The sequence below is a fragment of the Pseudomonas fluorescens genome (assembly GCF_000968015.1).
GTDB lineage: Bacteria > Pseudomonadota > Gammaproteobacteria > Pseudomonadales > Pseudomonadaceae > Aquipseudomonas > Aquipseudomonas fluorescens_W.
Window position 1 is genome coordinate 20,292 of record NZ_LACH01000050.1, and the last position, 21,528, is coordinate 41,819.

Sequence of the window (21,528 nt, forward strand, 5' to 3'; positions counted from 1 at the left end):
TCTTCACCTTATTCAAACCTGAGCGATCCACTTACGATGGGTATGGATCGACATCAAAACCCCAAACGCTGACAGCAGCGTCACCAGCGAAGTTCCTCCGTAGCTAATGAACGGCAACGGCACCCCCACAACCGGCAACAGGCCACTGACCATACCGATGTTGACGAAAACGTAAACAAAAAACGTCATGGTCAGGCTGCCCGCGAGCAATTTGCCGAACAATGTCTGGGCCTGGGCGGTAATTACCAATCCGCGGCCGATCAACAACAGGTAAATCAGCAGCAGTGCACAGATACCCACCAGGCCGAATTCTTCGCCCATGACCGCAATAATGAAGTCGGTGTGGCTTTCCGGCAGGAAGTCCAGGTGCGACTGAGTGCCGAGCAACCAGCCCTTGCCGAACACACCGCCGGAACCGATGGCGGCTTTCGATTGAATGATGTTCCAGCCAGTGCCCAGCGGATCGCTTTCGGGGTCGAGGAAGGTCAGGATTCGCTGTTTCTGGTAGTCGTGCATGATGAAAAACCACATCGCGACGGCCACCGGCACGGCGGCGGCGATTACGCTGATGATCCAGCGCCAGCGCAGGCCGCCCATGAACAACACGAAAGCACCACCGGCGAGAATCAGCAACGAAGTGCCAAGATCGGGCTGACGCACGATCAGGATGAACGGCAAGCCGATCAGAAACAGACTGACGCCCACATGCTTGAGCTGCGGCGGCAAGGTGCGCTTGGACAGGTACCAGGCGATGGTCGCCGGCATCAGAATCTTCATGAATTCCGAGGGCTGGAAGCGGATCACCCCGGGAATGTTGATCCAGCGTGTGGCGCCCATGGCGTTGTGGCCCATGACATCCACCACCACCAGCAACAGCACGCCGAGCACATAACCGACCGGCACCCAACGGGCCATGAAGCGCGGCTCAAATTGGGCGATGACGATCATCGACACCAGGCCGATGCCGAACGAGGTGGCTTGCTTGGCCAGCAGATCCCAGCTTTTGCCGCTGGCCGAATACAGCACGAACAGGCTGCCGGCAGCGAGGGTCAGCAGCAGGATCAGCAACGGGCCGTCGATGTGCATGCGTTGCAACAGCGTCGCGCGGCGACGCATCACATCCTCGCTGGAGAGGATGCGATCGAAATTACTCTTCACGGGCCGTAGCCTCCGCACTGATAGGGCTGGCGTATTCGGCCTTCAACCGACCGTCCTGGTCCAGAAGCCAGGCGTCCATGATTTGACGCACCACGGGCGCTGCGACGCCGGAACCGGACTCGCCGTTCTCGACCATCACCGACACCACGATTTGCGGGTTGTCGGCTGGCGCGAAGCCGACGAACAAGGCGTGGTCGCGATGGCGCTCCTGAACCTTGGAACGGTCGTACTTCTCGCCCTGCTTGATCGCGACCACCTGAGCCGTACCACTTTTGCCCGCGATGCGGTATTGAGCGCCGATCGCCGCTTTGCGTGCCGTACCCCGGGCACCGTGCATCACCTGTTGCATGCCGTGGTTGACCTTGGTCCAGTCGGACGGGTCACGCAGGATGATGTCCGGCATCGGGTTTTCATCCTTCGGACGCTCGCCTTCGACGGTCTTGGCCAGGTGCGGACGGTTCCAGACACCCTTGTTCGCGACCAGCGCCGTGGCCTGGGCCAGTTGCAATGGCGTTGATTGCATGTAGCCCTGACCGATCCCGAGAATCAGCGTTTCGCCCGGGAACCAGGCCTGACGCCGGGTTGTACGCTTCCACTCACGTGTAGGCATCAGCCCCGGCGACTCTTCGAACATGTCCAGCGAAACCTTCTGACCGATGCCGAACTTGCTCAAGTACGCCGACAACCGATCGATTCCCAGTTTGTGGGCCAGGTCGTAGAAGTAGGTGTCGTTGGACCGCATGATCGCGGTGTCCAGATCGACGTAGCCGTCACCGGTACGGTTCCAGTTACGGTACTTGTGATCGTAGTTGGGCAACTGGTAATAGCCGGGGTCATACACCCGACTCGACGCGTTCACAACGCCCGCATCCAGGCCGGCAATTGCCACGGCCGGTTTGATGGTCGAACCCGGCGGGTACAGGCCGCGCAGCACGCGGTTGAACAGCGGCCGATCAATCGAATCGCGCAGCTCGGAATAGGCCTTGAAACTGATGCCGGTGACGAACAGGTTCGGGTCAAAACTCGGCTGACTGACCATCGCCAGGACTTCACCGGTTTTCGGATCCAGCGCCACCACTGCGCCACGGCGACCGCCGAGTGCAGCTTCGGCAGCCTCCTGCAATTTGATGTCCAGGCTCAGGACAATGTCCTTGCCGGAAATCGGTTCGGTACGTTTGAGTACCCGCAGCACGCGGCCACGGGCGTTGGTCTCGACTTCTTCGTAACCGACCTGACCGTGCAATTCGGGCTCGTAGAAGCGCTCGATGCCGGTTTTGCCAATTTGATGGGTGCCGCTGTAACTCACCGGGTCCAGAGACTTGAGCTCTTTCTCGTTGATCCGCCCCATATATCCCACCGAGTGCGCAAAGTGCGCGCCCTGCGGATAGTGACGAACCAGCTGCGCGACCACTTCCACGCCCGGCAGACGGAACTGGTTCACCGCGATGCGGGCGATCTGTTCTTCGGTCAGCTCGAACAGGATCGGCACCGGCTCGAACGGCCGACGCCCCTGACGCATGCGTTTCTCGAAGATCACCCGGTCCTCGGGCGTCAGCTCCAGCACTTCGACAATGACGTCGAGCACTTGCTGCCAGTCGCCGGAGCGCTCGCGGGTCATGCTCAGGCTGAAGCTGGGCCGGTTATCCGCCACCACCACGCCATTGCGGTCGAAAATCAACCCGCGTGTCGGCGGAATCGGCTGCACATGGACACGGTTGTTTTCCGACAGGGTCGAGTGGTACTCGTACTGAATCACCTGAAGGAAATACAGCCGCGCAATCAGCACACCGATCAGCGTCACGACCGCAATTGCCCCGAACACGACGCGGCCACGCACCAGACGGGCGTCTTTTTCGTGGTCCTTGATGCGGATCGGCTGGGGCATGAGGGCAGAACTACTTGTGGTAAGGGTGGCCGGACAGGACTGTCCAGGCACGATACAGCTGTTCGCCGATCAGGATTCGCACCAGCGGGTGCGGCAACGTCAACGGCGAGAGCGACCAGCGCTGATCGGCCCGGGCACAGACTTCCGGCGCCAGCCCTTCGGGGCCGCCGACCATGAAATTCACCGTGCGCGAGTCCAGCCGCCAGCGATCGAGCTCGACCGCCAGCTGCTCGGTGCTCCAGGGCTTGCCATGGACTTCGAGGGTCACAACGCGCTCGTTCGGCCCGACCTTGGCCAGCATGGCTTCGCCTTCCTGACGGATGAAGCGCGCCACGTCGGCGTTCTTGCCACGGGTGTTGAGCGGTATTTCCACCAGTTCCAGCGCCAGCTCGGACGGAAGACGCTTGGCATATTCATGCCAGCCTTCTTCCACCCATTTGGGCATGCGAGAACCGACGGCGATCAGTCGCAGTCGCACAGCGGTCCCTTATTGCTGGTCTTTGTTGAGCTTGACGAAGTGCTCATGGGTGTTTTCCGGGCTATGGTGAGCCGCGTTCAGAGCACGGCTCTGTTCTGCACCGGACCACAGACGCTCCAGGTCGTAAAACTGACGAGCCGAAGCGGTCATCATGTGCACGATGACATCATCCATATCCAGCAGGACCCAGTCGCTGTCGCCCTTGCCTTCTTCACCCAGTGGCTTGACGCCCAGGGCTTTGACCGCTTCGCGGACCTTATCCAGCATCGCGCCGATCTGGCGGTTGGAGGTACCGGTAGCGATGATCATGAAGTCAGTGATGCTCTGCTTTTCACGAACGTCGATGACCTGAATGTCCTGGCCTTTCACGTCTTCCAGCGCCGCTACGGCAACCTTGACCAGCTCTTCGCCACGCAGCTCAGGGCCGGTTGGAACTTCTACTGGCAGCGGGGCGCTCTTGAACGTGCCTTTGCGCTTTACTTTAGTTACGTCTTTGTCAGTCATATAAAACTCGTTTTGCTCGTATGTTCGGGCGCTTCGGTACACGCGTTCACGTGTTTTGAAGCGCTCCCTTTTTCAGTTCGACGCACGGTAGAGACCGTGCGCATCGATGTAGGCCAGGACCGCGTCGGGCACCAGGAAACGTACCGACTTACCGCTGGCCAGCAGTTGACGGATCTGGGTGGCGGATACCGCGAGCGGTGTCTGCCAGACGAATGCAATCTGTCCGCTCGGCCCTTTGAGGGCCAGCGGGTCGCTCACCGAGCGTGCCGCCAACAGATTGCGCAAGGCATCCGGCGGTTCGCTGTCGGCATCCGGGCGTTGCAGCACCAGGATGTGGCAATGCTGGAGCAACTCTTCCCAGCGGTGCCAAGTGGGCAGGCCGCAAAATGCGTCCCAGCCCAAAAGTAGAAAAACCTGGTCTTCAGCGGCCAGTTCGGCGCGCATCAGTTCCAGGGTGTCGATGGTGTAGGACGGTTTGTCCCGCTGCAATTCGCGGGCGTCCACCACCAACGGCGCCACACCGGCCACCGCGCACTCGACCATCGCCAGACGGTCTTTCGCCGACACTTGCGGCGTACCGCGATGAGGCGGCCGGGCACTGGGTGTCAGACGCAACTCGTCGAGCGCCAATGATTCGGCGACTTCCAGCGCACCGCGCAAATGGCCGATGTGCACCGGGTCGAAGGTTCCGCCCAGCATGCCAATGCGTCGAGGCACAGGCTCGCTGGCGGTTACCGGGGCTGACAGGTCAAGGTCGCCCAAGTCAGTTCGACGCCTGGCCGCGCAACTGGCCATCACCGACCACGATGTACTTCTCGCAGGTCAGACCTTCGAGGCCCACCGGGCCGCGGGCGTGCAGCTTATCAGTAGAAATGCCAATCTCGGCACCCAATCCGTATTCGAAGCCATCGGCGAAGCACGTCGGGGTGTTGATCATTACCGACGACGAATCGACTTCCGCGACGAAACGCCGGGTATCAGCAAGGTTTTCGCTGACAATCGAATCGGTGTGATGGGAGCCGTACTTATTAATGTGTTCGATGGCCTGGTCCAGCCCGTCGACCACACGGATCGAAAGAATCGGCGCCAGGTATTCGGTGTTCCAGTCTTCTTCGCTAGCGGCAACAGCCTCTATGAGCGCCCGGGTGCGTTCGCAACCGCGCAGCTCGACGCCTTTTTCGCGGAACTGTGCAGCCATCGATGGCAGGAAGTCCTTGGCAACGGTTTGATCCACCAACAGCGTTTCCATCGCCCCGCAGATGCCATAGCGGTAAGTCTTGGCATTGAATGCGATGCGCTGGGCTTTCGGCAGATCGGCGTGGGCACTGACGTAAACGTGACAGATACCGTCCAGATGCTTGATGACCGGCACGCGGGCGTCACGGCTAACGCGCTCGATCAGGCCACGGCCGCCACGAGGCACGATAACGTCGACATACTCCGGCATGGTGATCAGCGCGCCAACGGCGGCACGATCAGTGGTTTCGACCACTTGCACCACGGCGGCAGGCAAATCGGCTTCGGCCAGACCGCGCTGGATGCAGGCGGCAATGGCACGATTGGAATGAATCGCCTCGGAGCCGCCACGCAGGATGGTCGCGTTGCCGGACTTCAGGCACAGGCTGGCGGCATCGATGGTCACGTTCGGCCGGGATTCGTAGATGATCCCGATCACGCCCAACGGCACGCGCATCTTGCCGACCTGAATACCCGACGGGCGAAAGCTCATGTCGCGGATCGCGCCGACCGGGTCCGGCAGAGCCGCCACCTGACGCAAACCGACGATCATGCCGTCGATGCGTTCCGGGGTCAGCGCCAGACGCTCAAGCAATGCCGGCTCAAGACCATTGGCACGGCCAGCGGCCAAATCCAGTTCATTGGCAGCCGTCAGCTCGGCGCGAGCAGCGTCCAACGCATTGGCAGCAGCCTGCAAGGCGCGGTTTTTCTGCGCGGTGCTGGCACGGCCGATGACGCGAGAAGCTTCGCGGGCAGCGCGACCCAATCGGGTCATGTAGTCAAGAACGGACTCAGTCATGGTCTGGAGTGGTCTTTGCTAAGGTCTTGGTAAAGAGTAAAGCGGCAGATTATAGCTGTCGCGTCCCGGGACTAACAGCGGTGACGGGCGGATGGTCGAAATGGAGGGCAATTTGCCGACGTTCAGCCGTGATTAAGCCGCAAATTGTTATCATCGCGACTCAATCAGCCCTGATAAACGCCGTTCATCATGACTAACCTGACTGTTCGCACGTCCGCGACGGGCCTGTCCAAGGGGCTCGCGGATGCATTTTTCGACAGAGATGCCCAAACACTGGCCCGGGATTTACTCGGTAAAGTCATTCGTCACCGGGTCGGCGAGCTGTGGCTCAGCGCCCGGATTATCGAGACTGAAGCCTATTACTTCGAAGAAAAAGGCAGCCACGCCTCCCTCGGCTACACAGAAAAACGTAAGGCTTTGTTTCTGGATGGCGGCCACATCTACATGTACTACGCCCGGGGCGGCGATTCCCTGAACTTCAGCGCCCAGGGCCCAGGCAATGCTGTGCTGATCAAGTCCGCCTATCCGTGGGTCGATGACTTGAGCGGGCCGGCGAGCCTGGCGCAGATGCTGTTGAACAATCCCGACGCCCAAGGTCGCCCTCGCCCCTCGCAAAAGCTTTGCGCCGGACAGACTTTACTCTGCAAGGCGCTGGGCCTGAAGGTGCAGGTCTGGGACGCCAAGCGCTTCGACCACGAAGTGCTGCTGGTGGAAGATGTCGGCCCGGCGCCTGTTCACATCATACAAACCACGCGATTGGGCATTCCCCACGGCCGCGATGAGCATTTGATGTACCGTTTCGTCGATGCGGCTTACGCGCCGTATTGCACGAGAAACCCGCTGCGACGGGGGCAGATCGAAGGTCGCGATTATTTTTTGCTGCCTTGAACAATGAAAATCCCCCCCTGTGGGAGCGACCTGTGGCGAGGGGGCTTGCCCCCGTTTGAGTGCGTAGCACTCACAAAATCTTTGGCACATCAGAAATTTTGGGGCCGCTTCGCAGCCCAACGGGGGCAAGCCCCCTCGCCACAGGTCGCTCCCACAAGGGTTCTGTTGTGTTTTACCGATTGCGTTCGTCCCATGGGACTAATGAATATCAGAGGGAGTTGTTTTTATGGGCCCATGGCTCGATAGCGTGACCGGTTGGTTGACGGTCAACCCGCAATGGCTGGCCGCGGCGGTGTTCATAGTGGCCTTTGTGGAATGCCTGGCGATTGCCGGACTTATCGTGCCCGGCACGGTGTTGCTGTTTGCCGTGGCGGTACTGGCCGGCAGTGGCGCGCTGTCATTGAGCGAAACGCTATTACTGGGATTCGTCGCCGGCGTTCTGGGCGATATCGTCTCTTACTTCATCGGACGACATTTCCATCAAAACATCCGGCGCTTGCCAGGGTTGCGCCATCATCCGGAATGGATCGCCGGGGCCGAGGCGTATTTCCAGCGTTACGGCATCGCCAGCCTGTTGGTCGGGCGCTTCATCGGCCCGCTGCGGCCGATGTTGCCAATGGTCGCCGGGATGTTCGACATGCCCTTCCCGCGCTTCGCCGCCATCAGCCTGCTGGCCGCTGCCGGTTGGAGCATCGCGTATCTGCTGCCCGGCTGGGCCACAGGCGCGGCGATTCGTTTGCCTTTGCCGGAGGGCTTCTGGCCTGAGGCCGGCATCGTCGCCGGTAGCATCGTCGTCATGGTGGGCTTGAGCGCCACCAGCAGTCTGCGCCGTCATCGCAATGCGACGATGCTGATTACCGCAATGAGCTTTCTGATTCTGGCGGGACTGTTTATCGGCTATCCGCACCTGACCGCCCTCGATCAGGGTGTGATGACCCTGGTGCAGGAACACCGAAGCCCGCTGCTCGATGAAGTGGCGGTGACGTTCACGCTGATCGGCGAGTTTCGCAACATGCTGTTGTTCAGCGCCCTGCTGACGGGCTTGCTGTTGCTCACCCGGCAATGGCGCCAGGCGATTTTCGCCGGCAGCACCCTGCTGTTCACCGCGCTGGGCAACACCGCGACCAAACACTTTTTCGCCCGCGTACGCCCGGAAGTGTTGAGCGATCCTCTGACCAGCTACAGCATGCCCAGCGGCCACGCCTCGGGTTCGTTTGCGCTGTTTCTGACGCTGGCCGTGCTGGCTGGACGCGGACAACCACCGAGGATGCGTCTGACGTGGCTGCTGTTAGGTTGCTTGCCAGCGCTGGCGATTGCCCTGTCCCGGGTGTACCTGGGCGCCCACTGGCCGACGGATGTGCTGGCCGGCGCGATGCTGGCAGCGTGCGTGTGTGCGGCGAGCTTGTGGCTGAGTCAGCGCCCGGCGCCGCTCAACGCCTTGCCACCGAAGGTCTGGTGGCTGGTGTTACCGGCACTGGTGGCGCTGTTCGGGTTCTTCGCGCTGCGGCATTTACCCCATGCGATGTTGCGGTATGCCTACTGATCAGGCAAACAACTCACCCTGCAACTCATCCAGCAGCGCCTGAATCGCATCCAGTCGCTGCTGTGGATCATCGAGTTGCAGCAGGTCGATCTTGTCCACTTCGGCAAATGGCAACAGGTACGCTAACTGATTGGCCAACGACTGCTGCCCAGTGGCTTCGGTACCCATGTTCAACGCTTCGACCATCGGGTGTTCGGCCAACGCTTTGAGCAGCGCAACCAGGTCGGCGTCCTCGTCCTGCAGCGGTTGCTCAGGTTCGTCTTCCAGCCACTCGACCTCGGCGATGGTCAGCTGATCGCGCTGAACCTCGGTGCGCAACACGTTGAAACGCCGGCCGCCCTGTACCCGAATGCCCAGCAAGCCATTGTCCTGCTGTTTGAAATCAGTGATCAGCGCCTCGCATCCGACCAGCGCATAGCCCGCCGGGGCGATGCCGACTTCTTCGCCGTCGAGGATGCACACAACGCCGAAGCCGCCGCCCTGTTTCATGCAGCGACTGATCATGTCCAGGTAGCGCGCCTCGAAGATCTGCAAATCGAGGATGCAGCCAGGAAACAACACCGTGTTCAGCGGAAAAAGCGGCAAGCTCATAGACATTTCCTTACACCACCATCGACACCGCCAACGGCAGGAAAACTGCCGTGGCCACGCCCATCAGACTCATCGCCAGCGCCGCGAAGGCGCCGCATTCTTCATTTTCCTGCATTGCCACCGCAGTGCCTACCGCGTGGGCGGTCATGCCCAGTGCCATGCCGCGCGCCTCAGGGCTGTGCACACCCAGCCGGGTCAAAAGACTCGGTCCGAAGATCGCCCCGATCACCCCGGTGATCAACACGAACACTGCCGCCAGCGCCGCAACACCACCGATCTGCTCCGCCACCAGCATGGCAATCGGCGAGGTCACCGACTTCGGCGCCATGGTCATCAGGATCATGTGTTCGGCACCAAACGACCAGCCTAGCAAAACGCCCATGCCAGTGGCGACGACGCCACCTATCACCAGCGTAGTAAATATCGGCCAGAACAACTGCCGAATGCGTCGCAGATTGAGGTACAGCGGCACAGCCAGCGCAACGGTTGCAGGCCCCAGCAGGATACTGAGGATCTCCGTGCTCTTGCGGTACTCGGCATAGGTCAGGCCGCACCCCAGCAATACGCCGATCACCAGCAGCATCGAGACCAGTACCGGTTGCAGAAAGATCCAGCGGGTTTTCTCGAACGCCGCCAGCACCAACTGATAGGCCCCCAGCGTAATACCGATACCGAACAACGGATGATGAATCACCGACGTCCAGGCGCCGTGCCAGTCGAAGATCATTGGCCGTCCTCACGATGAGCGTGACGCTTGACCATGCGCTGCATCAGCACGCCAGCGAAGGCCATGGACAGCAACAGCGACAACACCAGCGCACCGACGATGGCCCAGAAATCTGCGGCAATGTCTTTAGCGTAAACCATCACACCTACGGCGGGCGGCACCAACAGCAACGGCAGGTAACGCAACAGACTGCTGGCCGCGAGGCTCAGCGGTTCGCCGACCTGGCCACGGCTGATCAGGAACACCAGCAGCAACAGCAGGCCGACAATCGGCCCCGGCAGCACCGGTAAAAACAAGTGGTTGATGGCTGTGCCCAGCAATTGGAACAGCACCAGCCAGGTCAGGCCACGTAACAACATCCGTCATCTCCCGCCAATATCATCCCGCACAAGCGGGCCGAGCATTATAAGCACGCCAACGCTATAGACCGGCATTCGCCAAAATCATGTTCAGTTGACCGGAGCCATTTGCCATGTTGATCTAAAGTGGTAATCCGGGAGGTCAAATCCCCCCACCTCAAAAACTATAAAACCGATGAACCCAAGGAGAGTCTCAATGCCCTATGTTCCAGTTGCAGAGCTCAAAGATTATGTCGGCAAGGAACTCGGACGTTCCGAATGGCTCACCATCGACCAGGAGCGTATCAACCTGTTCGCCGAAGCCACTGGGGACTATCAGTTCATCCACGTCGACCCGGTCAAAGCCGCGCAAACGCCATTTGGCAGCACCATTGCACACGGTTTCCTGTCACTGTCGCTGATCCCCAAACTGATGGAAGACATCCTGATCCTCCCTGAAGGGGCGAAGATGGTGGTCAACTACGGCCTGGATACCGTGCGTTTCATCCAGCCAGTGAAGGTCAATTCCAGGGTACGACTCAAGGTCGACATGAACGAAGTCACCGAGAAGAAACCCGGCCAATGGCTGCTCAAGGCCACCGCCACGCTTGAGATCGAAGGCTCGGACAAACCGGCCTACATCGCCGAGCCACTGTCCCTCTGCTTCGTGTAACCCATCCCGGATGCGAAGCAGCTCATGCTGTTTCGCGCCCTCTCCTGTTTCCTGGCTATATAAGGTCAAACAGCTGCGGCATACTCGGTCGCCTAATTGCCCGGATCCCGCTATGCGCCCACTTGCACTCCTCGCTCTGACCCTATTGCTCACCGCTTGCGGCGACGGCGAATCGCTGTTGCCCCCCGATGCCCGCCTGCCGGACGGCGGACGCTATCGCGGTGAACTGGTCAACGGATTGCTGCAAGGCCAGGGCCGTATCGATTACCCGAACGGCAGCTGGTACGCCGGCGATTTCGACAAGGGCCAATGGCATGGCCAGGGCGAATGGCACGGCAGCAACGGCGAAGTCTATCGCGGGGGATTCAGTCTAGGGCTGTTCGACGGCAAGGGCACACTGACCACCAGCGGCAGCAGCTTCACCGGCGGATTCAAAGCCGGTCGACGGGACGGCGAAGGCACCCTCAAAGAAAACGGTATGACCTACCGCGGTGAATTCAAGGCCGATCAATATTCAGGGCTCGGTCGTCTCGAACTCGAAGACGGCAGCGCGTATCAGGGCCAGTTCGCCCACGGCAAACCCAACGGCGAAGGCCAGCGGGGCGACGCCAGCGGCAATCAGTTCACCGGGCATTTCGTCGACGGTCAGCTCGAAGGCAACGGGACGTTCAACAGCGCCGATGGCGATATCTATGTCGGCGGCTTCAAGAACAACCAACTGCACGGCAAGGGCCGTTACGAGAACGCCGACGGTGATGTCTGGCTCGGCCAATTCAAGGAAGGATCGCTGAACGGCAAGGGCGAGTTGATCGGCGCCGACGGCAGCCATTACATCGGCCAGTTCAGTGACTGGCGCTTCACCGGCCAAGGTCGATTGAACCTGCCCGACGGCAGCTTCTACATTGGTCAATTCGACGGTGACAGTTACTCGGGGCACGGCACCCTGGTGCTGACTGACGGCACGGTGCAAAACGGTACGTGGATTAATGGCCAGCGTGTTCGCGATGCCAATGGCAAGCTGCTGCCCGACAGTCTGGAACTCGGTTTGCTGGCCCAGGGCCGTTTGCTCGACGATGCACTGTCCAACGTGCCGGCTTCGACCCCGGCAGTCGAGCTGTACACCTTGACCCTGGGCGGTGACGGTAAACAAAGCGTGTTTCTGCGCGAATCCGATTACGTCAGCAACATGCTCAACAGCCGCTTTGGTGCGTTTGGCCAGATCCGCCTGGTGAACCATCGCGACCACCTCGTCGACCGGCCGATGGCCACCCGGGAAAACCTGCGCCGCGCCGCCACCACCCTGGCCGAACGCAGTGGCCCGGAAGACTTAATCTTCATCTACCTGACCAGCCACGGCACCAGCGAACACGAACTGGTACTCGACCAGCCGCGCATGGAACTGTCCGATCTGCCGGCCGACGAACTTGCCGCGGTGCTCTCTGCGCTGAAAAACCGCGACAAGATCATCGTGATTTCGTCCTGTTACTCCGGCGGCTTCATTCCGGCGCTCAAGGATGAACGCACCCTGATCATGACCGCCTCGCGCGCTGACCGCGTGTCCTTCGGCTGCTCGGAAGAAGCCAACTTCACCTACTTCGGCGACGCGCTGTTCGCCCAGGCACTGAACCAGACCGACGATCTGGAGCAAGCCTTCAAACTGGCCAAGGCCACCGTCGCCGAACGTGAACTGGCAGACAGCTTCGAAGCCTCTGAACCGCAGATCTGGGCGCCGAAAACCGTTCTCTCTCACTGGCAGCTGTTACGCAAGCAGCAGGCACGGAAGGCACTACAAAGTGTTTCCACCAGCAGCAAGGACCCAAAGAGCAACTAAGCTGAATAGTATCAAGGGGGAAACACTATGTACTTGACGCCTCAGCACGTACTGCTTGCCGGAGCTACCGGGTTGACCGGTGAACACTTACTTGATCGCCTGCTCAATGAGCCCACGATCTCACGAGTATTGGCGCCCTCACGCCGGCCATTGGCCGAACATCCCCATCTGGAAAACCCGGTCGGCGACCCTGCGGTGTTTCTGCCGCAATTGAATGGTCGCGTCGACATCGCCTACTGCTGCCTGGGCACCACAATCAAGAAAGCCGGCTCGGAACAGGCGTTTCGCGCGGTAGACCTGGACATGGTGGTGGCGTTCGCCAAACGTGCACGGGAGATGGGCGCACGGCACCTGATCGTGATCAGTGCCCTGGGGGCTGATCGCAGGTCCTCTATTCTCTACAACCGGGTCAAAGGCGAGATGGAATATGCATTGCGTGCACAGGACTGGCCGCAACTGACCATTTGCCGACCTTCACTGCTGCTGGGCGAGCGTATGGAACCGCGTATGGCCGAGCAAGTCGCCGGGCCTTTGTCCCGTTTGATCCCCGGCAAATACCGCGGCATCGAAGCCTGCCAACTGGCCCGCGCCATGTGGCGACTGGCGCTGGAAGAGCAGGATGGAGTGCGGATTGTTGAGTCGGATGAGTTGCGCAAACTCGGCAAGTAATCTTCGTCGTCTGGACTGACGCCATCGCGAGCAAGCTCGCTCCCACATTGGATTTGTGAATTACACAGTTCCAATGTGGGAGCGAGCTTGCTCGCGATTAGAGCGCGAGGCGCTCTCCTACAATCCGCCCGTCGCCTGAAAACTTACCCCTATCACCGTAAGCACCGACAGCGGCAACAGCAGCGTGTCGAGCAGTGCACTGGCCGGTAAGTCAACGCCGGGGTAGCTCGGGGCTTCGGCGCCGAAGCGGTCCATGGCGCAGCAGCCGCCATTCATCGCATACAAATCCAGACGCGTCCCCGAATACACCACCGGTGCACCAGGCTTGGCGGCATCAAGTGTTCGCGCCGTGGCGCAGCCAGCCAATTGCAGCGCCAACACAATCGCCAGCAGCTTATTCATCGCTGGTCAGATGGTGTTCGCCCCAACGCGGCAGCATGTCCTGAGGAATGTTCAGCAGATTGAGAATTCGCGCCACGACAAAATCGATCAGGTCGTCGATGGTTTGCGGCTGATGATAAAAGCCAGGCGACGCCGGCAAAATCGTCACGCCCATGTTCGACAACTTGAGCATGTTCTCCAGATGGATGCTTGAATACGGCGACTCACGTGGCACCAAAATCAGCTGACGACGCTCCTTCAACGTTACATCCGCGGCACGTTCGATCAGGTTGTTGCAGGCGCCCGTCGCGATGGCCGACAAGGTCCCCGTGGAACACGGCACCACCACCATCGCCGCCGGCGCACCGGAGCCCGAGGCCACCGGCGACATCCAGTCTTCCTTGCCATACACCCTAATCTGCCCGACGGCAGCGCCGGTGTATTCAGTGAGGAAGGCCTGCATCATCTGGGGTTTGGGCGGCAACGTAACGTCAGTCTCGGTGGCCATCACCAGTTGCGCAGCCTTGGAGATCATGAAGTGCACCTCACGGTCTTCACGAATCAGGCAGTCAAGCAGGCGCAAACCGTACTGGGCGCCGGAAGCGCCGGTCATCGCCAGCGTGATGCATTCCGGGCCGTTGTTCATTGCAGCGCCTCGGCAAGTTTGCCGTGCAGGCCGCCGAAGCCGCCGTTGCTCATGATCACCACGTGAGTGCCGGGCTGGGCCTGGCTCTTCACGCGCTCGATAATGCCTTCCAGCGAATCGCTGACGATCGACGGCACCGTGCACAACGCAGCAGTAGCCCCCAGATCCCAACCGAGGTTGGCCGGCGCGTACCAGATCACCTGATCGGCATCGACCACGCTTTCCGGCAAGCCGTCGCGGTGAGCACCGAGCTTCATTGAGTTGGAGCGCGGCTCGATGATCGCAATCAACGGTGCATCGCCGATGCGCTTGCGCAGGCCGTCGAGGGTCGTCGCAATCGCCGTCGGATGGTGAGCGAAGTCGTCATAGATGGTAATGCCACGGACCTCCGCGACTTTCTCCATCCGACGCTTGACGCTTTTGAATGCGCTCAGCGCAGCGATGCCCATGGACGGCACAACACCGACGTGGCGCGCCGCAGCCAACGTGGCCAGCGCGTTGGCGACGTTGTGTTGGCCAGTCATGTCCCACTCGACCACACCTTGGGCAACACCTTCGAACATCACTTCAAACTTCGAACCGTCTTCGCTGAGCAGTTTGACCTGCCACTGACCGCCGGCACCGGTGGTTTGCACCGGGGTCCAGCAGCCCATCTCGATCACACGCTGCAATGCAGGCTCGGTGGTCGGATGGATCACCAGGCCTTCGCTCGGGATGGTCCGCACCAAATGGTGGAACTGGCGCTCAATAGCGGGTAGATCGGGGAAGATGTCGGCGTGATCGTATTCCAGATTGTTCAGGATCGCCGTGCGCGGGCGGTAGTGAACGAACTTGGAGCGCTTGTCGAAGAACGCGCTGTCGTACTCGTCGGCTTCGATCACGAAGAATGGGGTGTCACCCAGACGAGCGGACACCGAGAAGTTTTGCGGCACGCCGCCGATCAGGAAACCCGGGCTCATGCCCGCGTGTTCCAGCACCCAGGCGAGCATGCTGCTGGTGGTGGTTTTGCCATGAGTACCGGCGACGGCCAGCACCCAGCGACCTTGCAGCACGTGATCCGCCAGCCATTGCGGGCCGGAGACGTAAGGCAGGCCTTTGTTCAGCACGTATTCGACAGCCGGGTTGCCGCGAGACATGGCATTGCCGATCACCACCAGATCCGGTGCCGGATCGAGTTGCGCCGGGTCATAGCCTTGGGTCAACTCAATGCCCTGAGCCTCCAGCTGAGTGCTCATCGGCGGATAGACGTTGGCATCGGAGCCCGTCACGTGATGGCCCAGCTCTTTGGCCAGAACCGCCATCGACCCCATGAAAGTGCCGCAGATACCAAGAATGTGAATGTGCATTAGTCGACCTCGTAAAACATGGCCGCAGGTTAGCTTAGGGAGGGGAAAATCGCACTCTTTAGGTGATGGGGTGGATTGAGGGGGGTGATATTAGGGATGTGGGGCTGACTCTGGATCCACCCCTCACCCCAGCCCTCCCGAAACGTCGGACCGCCCCAAGGGGGAGAGGGGGAAAGGGAGCAGATCTCCATGGTTTTCATAACCTGAGCTCGACTCGTTATTTCAGGTCGATGTACCTCCAAGAACACATCGGTCAGTCCCCTCTCCCTCCGGGAGAGGGTTAGGGTGAGGGCTGGATCTAACGGCCTACCGCTCAATCCCATGCTTACGCAGTTTCCTGTAAAGCGTATTACGGCTGACACCCAACTGTTCCGCTGTATGAGTCATATGCCAGCGCGTCTGCTCCAGCGCATTCAGCAACGCCAGCCGCTCAGCGTCATCCAGCGGATGGTCCGAAGGCTCTTCAACGGCAACAACCGAAACCGGCCGAGCCTGACGAATCATCACCGGCAAATCCTCCAGCCCGATCCGCCCGCCGTCGCACAACGCCGCTAATGTGCGCAGCACATTGCGCAACTGCCGCACGTTCCCCGGCCAGGCGAAGGCCAGCAACGCCTGGCGTGCCGGACCGTCGATCAATACGGTTTCCCCGCCCGCCTCTTCGGCCAGCAAAAAATCGAGCAACTGGGATTTATCACTGCGATCACGCAACGCCGGCAGTGCAACTTCCAGCCCATTGAGCCGGTAATACAAATCCTCGCGGAAGCTGCCGTCCTGGACCCGTTCCAGCAGATTGCGGTGAGTAGCGCTGATGATCCGTACGTTGACCGACTCCGGCTCGCCGCCGATAGGCACCACCTGACGATCTTCCAGCACCCTTAATAGCCGGGTCTGCAAGGCCAGGGGCATGTCACCGATTTCATCGAGGAACAGAGTCCCGCCATCAGCCTGCTGCAACTTGCCGCGCATGCCTTCCTTGCGAGCGCCGGTAAAGCTGCCACCGCGATAGCCAAACAGTTCGCTCTCGATCAGGCTTTCGGGGATGGCGGCGCAGTTGAGGGCGACGAAGGCTTTTTCTGCTCGCTGGCTCGCCTGGTGGACGGCTTTGGCAAATGCTTCTTTGCCGGATCCGGTTTCGCCGTTGATCAGTAGCGGTACGTCCCGCTCGAACACGCGCAAGGATTTGCGGAAGTCTTCCTGCAACCCCGTGTCGCCCAGACAAATGCCCGACAAGCGCGAAGGTTCGGCGATCACCGGACTTTGCACCACCGGCACCGGAATGCTGCGTGGCTGCCCGCGCAACACCGCAAACAGACTCCGCCCGTCGCGCGTGCGCAACGGCCAGCTGGCGCTGGCATTGACGCTGGCGCGGCCGAGCAATTCATCCAGCGAGCAGTCGAAAAACGCTTCCACCGGTTTGCCCAGCAGCCCACCGCGGATATGCCCCAGCAGGTTCAGCGCACTCTGGTTGACCGCGCTTATCCGCCCTTCCCCGTCAAACGCCAGCAACCCTTCGCTGAACAGCCCGACGGATTCGGCCTGAAGGTGAAAACGCAGCAACCATTGATTGTCGAAATAACGCAGGAAGTAGCAGCTCTCGATCATCTTCGCCGAAAGATTGACCAGGGCCATGGTGTGGAATTGGCTTTGACGAGAGACCTCATGACGCGCCGAGGACACGTCGAGCACCGCCAGCAGTTCGCCGTGTGGGTCGAACACCGGACTCGCCGAGCAGGTCAGCCCGGTGTGACGGCCACGAAAATGCTCGTCCTGGTGGATGGTCAGCGACTGACGCTCCACCAGACAGGTGCCGATGCCGTTGGTGCCTTCGCAGGCTTCGCTCCAGTCCGCACCGAGCCAGAGGCCGGCGCGTTCGAAAATCTTGCGCTCGGCAGGCGCGGTGACGCAATTGAGGATCACCCCGCGGGCGTCGGTCAGCAGGACCGCGTGGCCGGCGCCGGAGAGTTGCTGATGAAGGCTGGTCATTTCGCTGCCAGCAATGTGTAGCACCTGCTGCAAGCGCTCGCGGCTTTCCAGGACGCGGCCATGCTCCAGCACCGTCGGCGCCATGGTCAGGGCCGGGTCGAGGTGATAATCCTCAAGACAGCGCAGCCAGGAACGGGCAATCGACGGATCGCTGCCGGGACCGTGCAGGTGGGACTTCCCCTGAGTGACGGTCAGGACCTGCTGGGCATGGCGACTCAAATGGTTGTCGTGCATTTCTTATTGTTCTCCCCGAGCGGTTTACACGCCCCTTGTAGGAGCTGCCGAGTGAAACGAGGCTGCGATCTTTTGATCTTGTTCCTTAAAAGCAAAATCAAAAGATCGCAGCCTCGTTTCACTCGGCAGCTCCTACAGGGGTTATGCAGCAGCCATCAAAGGTGCAGAGATCGCTATGACTTAGTCATATGGGCACCGAGCATCCTCCAGCCTAGCCCGCATTGCAATGCTGGCAAGACCGCACGGTCACAGGATGTGCCGCAAGCGGTACAAAGTGTCACGGGGGCTGTACCGAAAGCGTCACAGGTGCGGTCCGCCTGTCCGACAAAAATAACGTAAGGCCTTGATTTACCTGACCTGCAAGGCAGTGGCCCGACCTTTGCTCTACGCTTATAGCAAGCGCACATGCGCCTCTCTAATAAGTACAAAAGCCAAGGAGAAAACATCATGCGTTACGCTCACCCCGGTACTGAAGGCGCTATCGTTTCGTTCAAGAGTAAATACGGTAACTACATCGGCGGCGAGTTCGTCGCGCCTGTCAAAGGTCAGTACTTCACCAATACCTCGCCAGTAAATGGCCAACCGATTGCCGAATTCCCGCGCTCCACGGCCGAAGACATCGACAAAGCCCTGGACGCTGCCCACGCCGCTGCCGATGCCTGGGGCGCCACGTCCGCCCAGGCGCGCTCGCTGGTGCTGCTGAAAATCGCCGACCGCATCGAACAGAACCTGGAAGTCCTGGCAATCACCGAATCCTGGGACAACGGCAAAGCCGTCCGTGAAACCCTCAACGCCGACATCCCGCTGGCCGCGGATCATTTCCGTTACTTCGCCGGCTGCATCCGCGCCCAGGAAGGCAGCGCCGCCGAGATCGATGGCAATACCGTGGCCTATCACATCCATGAACCACTGGGCGTGGTCGGGCAGATCATCCCGTGGAACTTCCCGATCCTGATGGCCGCCTGGAAGCTCGCCCCGGCCCTGGCGGCCGGTAACTGCGTGGTGCTCAAGCCGGCCGAACAAACTCCGCTGGGCATCACCGTGCTGATGGAGCTGATCGGCGACCTGTTGCCGCCGGGCGTGCTGAACGTCGTGCAAGGCTTCGGCAAAGAAGCCGGCGAAGCACTGGCCACCAGCAAACGCATTGCCAAGATCGCCTTCACCGGTTCGACCCCGGTCGGCTCTCACATCATGAAATGCGCCGCCGAAAACATCATTCCGTCCACCGTGGAGCTGGGTGGCAAGTCGCCGAACATCTTCTTCGCCGACATCATGCAAGCCGAAGAAACCTTCATCGAAAAAGCCGCCGAAGGCCTGGTGCTGGCGTTCTTCAACCAAGGCGAAGTCTGCACCTGCCCTTCTCGCGCATTGGTGCAAGAGTCGATCTACGACGACTTCATGAAAGTCGTGATGAAAAAAGTGCTGTCGATCAAACGTGGCGACCCGCTGGACACCGACACCATGGTCGGCGCCCAGGCGTCCGAGCAGCAATTCGACAAAATCCTTTCGTACCTGGAAATCGCCAAGGGCGAAGGCGCCGAGCTGCTGACCGGCGGCAAGGTGGAAAAACTCGAGGGCAACCTGGCGACCGGGTATTACATCCAGCCGACCCTGCTCAAGGGCACCAACAAAATGCGTGTGTTCCAGGAAGAAATCTTTGGCCCGGTGGTGAGCATCACCACCTTCAAGGACGAAGCCGAAGCCCTGGCCATTGCCAACGATACCGAGTTCGGCCTGGGTGCCGGCCTCTGGACCCGCGACATCAACCGCGCCTATCGCATGGGCCGCGCCATCAAGGCCGGTCGTGTGTGGACCAACTGCTACCACCTGTACCCGGCGCACGCCGCGTTCGGCGGTTACAAAAAATCCGGCGTCGGTCGTGAAACCCACAAAATGATGCTCGATCACTATCAGCAGACCAAAAACCTGCTGGTGAGCTACGACATCAATCCACTGGGCTTCTTCTAAAAACCGGGGGCGATGCAGGTATTCCTGTGTCGCCCTTTCCACCGCTTTCGCGAGCAGGCTCGCTCCCACAGTTTGACATGCGTTCCCCCTGTGGGAGCGAGCTTGCTCGCGATGGCGCCCTAAATGACACACCAAACATCGCCCTGCCGCTCTGGCACGGGCTTTGCGTGCCCGCTCTACACGAAAACGTCGTACCCGAAAGTCCAACAAATCAAAAAATAAAAAAGACAGCGAGGACTTATGACTTCTACTACACAGCTCAAACCCACACTCGGCACCCTGCATTTATGGGGCATTGCCGTCGGCCTGGTGATTTCCGGCGAGTATTTCGGCTGGAGTTACGGCTGGGGCACCGCAGGGACCCTGGGTTTCCTCGTCACCGCGTTGATGGTGGCGACGATGTACACCTGTTTCATCTTCAGCTTCACCGAATTGACTACCGCGATTCCCCACGCGGGCGGGCCGTTTGCCTATAGCCGGCGGGCCTTTGGTGAAAAAGGCGGCCTGATCGCCGGCATCGCCACCCTGATTGAGTTCGTCTTTGCGCCCCCGGCGATTGCCATGGCCATCGGCGCCTACCTCAACGTGCAATACCCGGAACTTGACCCCAAGATCGCCGCCGTTGGCGCCTATTTCGTGTTCATGGGCTTGAATATCCTCGGCGTCAGCATCGCCGCGACGTTTGAACTGGTAGTCACCGTGCTGGCGGTCGCCGAACTGTTGGTGTTCATGGGCGTCGTTGCGCCGGGCTTCAGCTTCAGTAATTTCGCGCTTAACGGCTGGTCGGGCGCCAACGAGTTCACCATGGGCTCGATCCCTGGCATCTTTGCGGCGATCCCTTTTGCGATCTGGTTTTTCCTTGCGATTGAAGGCGCGGCGATGGCGGCGGAAGAAGCCAAGGACCCGAAACGCACGATTCCCAGGGCGTACGTCAGCGGCATTCTTACCCTGGTGTTCCTGGCCATCGGCGTGATGGTGATGGCGGGCGGCGTCGGCGACTGGCGCCAACTGTCGAACATCAACGATCCGTTGCCTCAGGCGATGAAAGCCGTGGTCGGCAACAATTCGTCCTGGATGCACATGCTGGTGTGGATCGGCCTGTTCGGTCTGGTGGCGAGCTTCCACGGGATCATTCTTGGCTACTCGCGGCAGTTCTTTGCGCTGGCCCGGGCCGGTTACCTGCCTCGCGGCCTGGCCAAGCTCTCGCGCTTCCAGACTCCGCACCGGGCGATCCTGGCCGGCGGCGTGATCGGCATCGCGGCGATCTATAGCGACGGCCTGGTCAACCTGCAAGGCATGACCCTGACGGCAGCAATGATCACCATGTCGGTATTCGGTGCCATCGTGATGTACATCATCAGTATGCTGAGCCTGTTCAAACTGCGTAAAACCGAGCCGAACCTTGAGCGCACCTTCCGCGCGCCGGGCTACCCGATCGTGCCAGGGATTGCGCTGTTTCTGGCGGTGGTGTGCCTGGTGGCGATGGCCTGGTTCAACACACTGATCGGTTGTGTGTTCCTCGGGTTTATGGCTGCCGGTTATTTGTATTTCCAATTGACCGCCAAGCAGCGCTTCGACGCACCGGCGGACGCGATGCTCGAAGGCGTCTGAGTTGCACCGGCGCCGGGCCTGTCGCCCGGCGCCTGC

20 protein-coding genes are annotated in these 21,528 nt (G+C 60.4%); 7 read left to right on the top strand and 13 right to left on the bottom strand.

Going from position 1 to position 21,528, the window contains the following annotated elements; genetic code table 11:
• Positions 1-12 precede the first annotated feature (12 nt).
• The 6 genes from rodA to VD17_RS21500 all read right to left on the bottom strand — a co-directional run bounded on the left by rodA (position 13) and on the right by VD17_RS21500 (position 6,060).
• A complete protein-coding gene (rodA, locus tag VD17_RS21475; protein ID WP_046055582.1) occupies positions 13-1,116 on the bottom strand; it encodes a rod shape-determining protein RodA in 1,104 nt (367 codons plus the stop codon).
• A gap of 31 nt (positions 1,117-1,147) precedes the next feature.
• Complete coding sequence (mrdA, locus tag VD17_RS21480) at positions 1,148-3,043, bottom strand: penicillin-binding protein 2 (protein WP_046055549.1); 1,896 nt, start codon at positions 3,041-3,043, stop codon at positions 1,148-1,150.
• A 10-nt stretch (positions 3,044-3,053) separates the two neighbouring features.
• Positions 3,054-3,521, bottom strand: a complete 468-nt coding sequence (gene rlmH / locus VD17_RS21485; RefSeq protein ID WP_007937439.1) for a 23S rRNA (pseudouridine(1915)-N(3))-methyltransferase RlmH — start codon at positions 3,519-3,521, stop codon at positions 3,054-3,056.
• 9 nt (positions 3,522-3,530) lie between these two features.
• Positions 3,531-4,025, bottom strand: coding sequence for a ribosome silencing factor (gene rsfS / locus VD17_RS21490; protein WP_046055550.1), 495 nt, complete (start codon positions 4,023-4,025; stop codon positions 3,531-3,533).
• A 72-nt stretch (positions 4,026-4,097) separates the two neighbouring features.
• The gene (gene nadD, locus VD17_RS21495) at positions 4,098-4,742 is read right to left on the bottom strand and encodes a nicotinate-nucleotide adenylyltransferase (RefSeq protein ID WP_185753195.1); all 645 of its coding nucleotides are present in this window, start codon (positions 4,740-4,742) and stop codon (positions 4,098-4,100) included.
• A gap of 46 nt (positions 4,743-4,788) precedes the next feature.
• Positions 4,789-6,060 (bottom strand): glutamate-5-semialdehyde dehydrogenase, encoded by a 1,272-nt coding sequence (locus VD17_RS21500; RefSeq protein ID WP_046055552.1) that lies wholly within the window; start codon positions 6,058-6,060, stop codon positions 4,789-4,791.
• Positions 6,061-6,249: 189 nt separating this feature from the next.
• Here VD17_RS21500 and VD17_RS21505 point away from each other — a divergent pair, with 189 nt between their 5' ends.
• Positions 6,250-6,948 (top strand): DNA-3-methyladenine glycosylase, encoded by a 699-nt coding sequence (locus tag VD17_RS21505; RefSeq protein WP_046055553.1) that lies wholly within the window; start codon positions 6,250-6,252, stop codon positions 6,946-6,948.
• Between the two features lie 226 nt (positions 6,949-7,174).
• A complete protein-coding gene (locus tag VD17_RS21510; protein WP_046055554.1) occupies positions 7,175-8,491 on the top strand; it encodes a bifunctional DedA family/phosphatase PAP2 family protein in 1,317 nt (438 codons plus the stop codon).
• Here the strand turns inward: VD17_RS21510 and VD17_RS21515 are convergent, their stop codons facing one another.
• From VD17_RS21515 to VD17_RS21525, 3 genes are read right to left on the bottom strand one after another with little or no spacing between them, the layout of a single operon-like run.
• The gene (locus VD17_RS21515) at positions 8,492-9,082 is read right to left on the bottom strand and encodes an LON peptidase substrate-binding domain-containing protein (protein ID WP_046055555.1); all 591 of its coding nucleotides are present in this window, start codon (positions 9,080-9,082) and stop codon (positions 8,492-8,494) included. It abuts the gene before it with no gap.
• 10 nt (positions 9,083-9,092) lie between these two features.
• Positions 9,093-9,809, bottom strand: coding sequence for an LrgB family protein (locus tag VD17_RS21520; RefSeq protein ID WP_046055556.1), 717 nt, complete (start codon positions 9,807-9,809; stop codon positions 9,093-9,095).
• On the bottom strand, positions 9,806-10,168 hold the full coding sequence (locus tag VD17_RS21525; RefSeq protein WP_046055557.1) for a CidA/LrgA family protein: 363 nt from the start codon (positions 10,166-10,168) through the stop codon (positions 9,806-9,808). Before VD17_RS21525 ends, VD17_RS21520 begins: the two co-directional genes overlap by 4 nt.
• Positions 10,169-10,364: 196 nt before the next feature.
• Here VD17_RS21525 and VD17_RS21530 point away from each other — a divergent pair, with 196 nt between their 5' ends.
• The 3 genes from VD17_RS21530 to VD17_RS21540 all read left to right on the top strand — a co-directional run bounded on the left by VD17_RS21530 (position 10,365) and on the right by VD17_RS21540 (position 13,320).
• Positions 10,365-10,820 carry a MaoC family dehydratase gene (locus VD17_RS21530; RefSeq protein WP_008152797.1) on the top strand — a complete coding sequence of 152 codons (456 nt, stop codon included), beginning with the start codon at positions 10,365-10,367 and terminating at the stop codon, positions 10,818-10,820.
• Between the two features lie 112 nt (positions 10,821-10,932).
• A complete protein-coding gene (locus VD17_RS21535) occupies positions 10,933-12,651 on the top strand; it encodes a C13 family peptidase (RefSeq protein WP_046055558.1) in 1,719 nt (572 codons plus the stop codon).
• Positions 12,652-12,678: 27 nt separating this feature from the next.
• A complete protein-coding gene (locus tag VD17_RS21540) occupies positions 12,679-13,320 on the top strand; it encodes an oxidoreductase (protein WP_046055559.1) in 642 nt (213 codons plus the stop codon).
• Between the two features lie 117 nt (positions 13,321-13,437).
• Here the strand turns inward: VD17_RS21540 and VD17_RS21545 are convergent, their stop codons facing one another.
• The 4 genes from VD17_RS21545 to VD17_RS21560 form a co-directional block, all read right to left on the bottom strand.
• Complete coding sequence (locus VD17_RS21545; protein WP_046055560.1) at positions 13,438-13,722, bottom strand: YceK/YidQ family lipoprotein; 285 nt, start codon at positions 13,720-13,722, stop codon at positions 13,438-13,440.
• A complete protein-coding gene (ubiX, locus tag VD17_RS21550) occupies positions 13,715-14,347 on the bottom strand; it encodes a flavin prenyltransferase UbiX (protein WP_046055561.1) in 633 nt (210 codons plus the stop codon). Before ubiX ends, VD17_RS21545 begins: the two co-directional genes overlap by 8 nt.
• Positions 14,344-15,693 (bottom strand): UDP-N-acetylmuramate:L-alanyl-gamma-D-glutamyl-meso-diaminopimelate ligase, encoded by a 1,350-nt coding sequence (gene mpl / locus VD17_RS21555; protein WP_046055562.1) that lies wholly within the window; start codon positions 15,691-15,693, stop codon positions 14,344-14,346. Before mpl ends, ubiX begins: the two co-directional genes overlap by 4 nt.
• A 306-nt stretch (positions 15,694-15,999) precedes the next feature.
• Positions 16,000-17,913, bottom strand: coding sequence for a sigma-54-dependent Fis family transcriptional regulator (locus tag VD17_RS21560; RefSeq protein ID WP_046055563.1), 1,914 nt, complete (start codon positions 17,911-17,913; stop codon positions 16,000-16,002).
• 447 nt (positions 17,914-18,360) lie between these two features.
• On the opposite strand from VD17_RS21560, the gene exaC reads away from it, so the two are divergent.
• Together exaC and eat are read left to right on the top strand one after the other, a co-directional pair.
• Positions 18,361-19,881 (top strand): acetaldehyde dehydrogenase ExaC, encoded by a 1,521-nt coding sequence (gene exaC / locus VD17_RS21565; protein WP_046055564.1) that lies wholly within the window; start codon positions 18,361-18,363, stop codon positions 19,879-19,881.
• Between the two features lie 240 nt (positions 19,882-20,121).
• Positions 20,122-21,492 carry an ethanolamine permease gene (eat, locus tag VD17_RS21570; protein WP_046055565.1) on the top strand — a complete coding sequence of 457 codons (1,371 nt, stop codon included), beginning with the start codon at positions 20,122-20,124 and terminating at the stop codon, positions 21,490-21,492.
• The last annotated feature ends 36 nt before the right edge of the window (positions 21,493-21,528 follow it).